The following is a 1,638-nucleotide window of genomic DNA, read 5'->3' on the forward strand; positions in this document are numbered from 1 at the left end:
CCATGTTTGAGCCCATTGCCCCTTTATCTACCCAATCAGTTAGCGGAAACTAAAGATTAACAATAATGGAAAAAGTGAGAAAAAACTATAAAAAGCTAATCCGGCAGCGGCCTCTGCAACGCGCTCTTCCCCCAAACGCATAAAAGCATGGCTTACGATACGCGCTACAAAAATGGATTTTTGCCAAACGCGGTGCATAATAGATTGCAACGATGCGAATTTCACGGACTGCGCTCCAACATTTCATCAAAAAAGTGGGCAACATGGTCTTCATGCTGCCCACCTTCCTTAGGATTTGTTCCAAAAATGGTATTCGCGGTGGCTAACTGGCATCGTCCGGGTCGCGAGCTATCTTCGGCATGGAACGCTGCAACTGTTTACGCGACACGCGGTTCATTGTGCGGCATTTTGGACAGCGTAAATCATAGAAAGAAAGTTTTTCTTTATCGATATGGTCAAGCGCATCAACGACAGCATCGCGGTTCAACGCAACAGGTATGTGACATTTCGAACATCGGATTTGCATAATAACACCTCTTTTGAGCATCTTTGATTGCTGAATGCCCTACAAGTATACAATATCTGCCTAAATCGGGATAGATGGAGATCGTCCAACCGCTGGCGATGCCGCAGACGTTCCCGCCAACCAGCCAGTCGAAAAAGCTGCCTGCAGATTATATCCACCGGTATCAGCATCAACATCCAGCACTTCTCCCGCGAAATACAAGCCCGCAATCAGGCGCGATTGCATGGTTTTTGGATTAACTTCGCGCGTATCCACGCCACCTGCAGTGACGATGGCCTGCATGAAGGAGCGATGGTCTATGACCGCCATCCGAAAGTCTTTGAGCCAATTGCGCACGCATTTTCGTTCATCGGCGCTGATTTGATTGACCAGTTTCTCGGCAGCGATTCCATTTTGCTCAATACAAACCGGGATCATCGTTCTCGGCAACAACTCTTTGAGCAATGTCTGAAATTGCTGCTTTCCATGTGCCTGAATATCGCGCAGTAAACGAAGATCCAATTTTTGATGATCCAGGGCAGGCTTGAGGTCAATTGAGAGTATCACCTCGCTCCCGGCCTGAAGCGCATCAACAATATCGCGGCTTAACGTCAAGATAATTGGGCCAGAAACCCCAAAATGCGTGAAGAGCATTTCGCCAAAAGCATCCGTAGATTTTTTTCCATCCACCCATACGCCAACAGAGATATTCTTCAAACTTAACCCCTGTAGTTTTTTAGCCGTGTCCCCCGCGGTAACCAGTGGCACCAGCGCCGGGCGAATCGGCACAATGCGATGTCCACATTCACATGCCAGACGATAGCCATCACCTGTAGAGCCTGTTCCGGGGTATGAAGCGCCCCCAGTGGCAATAATCACCGCGTCGGCATCCAACACGGTGTGAGGCGTTTCAACGCCGGTTACGTGGTCATTTTCTACCCAAATTGAATTTACAGGGGAATCTGTCCAGATTTTTGCCCCGTTGCCAGTAGCCCATTCGACCAGCGCTTCCACAACATCGCTCGCCTGCCCGCTAACGGGAAATACGCGCCCGCCGCGCTCGGTGATTGTCTCGATGCCGTGCGCGTGAAGCAGGGCAAGGACATCATCAGAAAAATAGCGATGAAAAGCCT

The 1,638-nt window shown here is 49.6% G+C and carries 1 protein-coding gene; it reads right to left on the reverse strand.

Annotation, left to right across the window (positions count from 1 at the left end):
* Positions 1 to 586: 586 nt before the first annotated feature.
* On the reverse strand, positions 587 to 1,638 hold a 1,052-nt coding region (locus HN413_04800), incomplete at its 5' end, for an NAD(P)/FAD-dependent oxidoreductase (protein MBT3389709.1).

The sequence above is a fragment of the Chloroflexota bacterium genome (assembly GCA_018648225.1).
Lineage (GTDB): Bacteria > Chloroflexota > Anaerolineae > Anaerolineales > UBA11858 > NIOZ-UU35.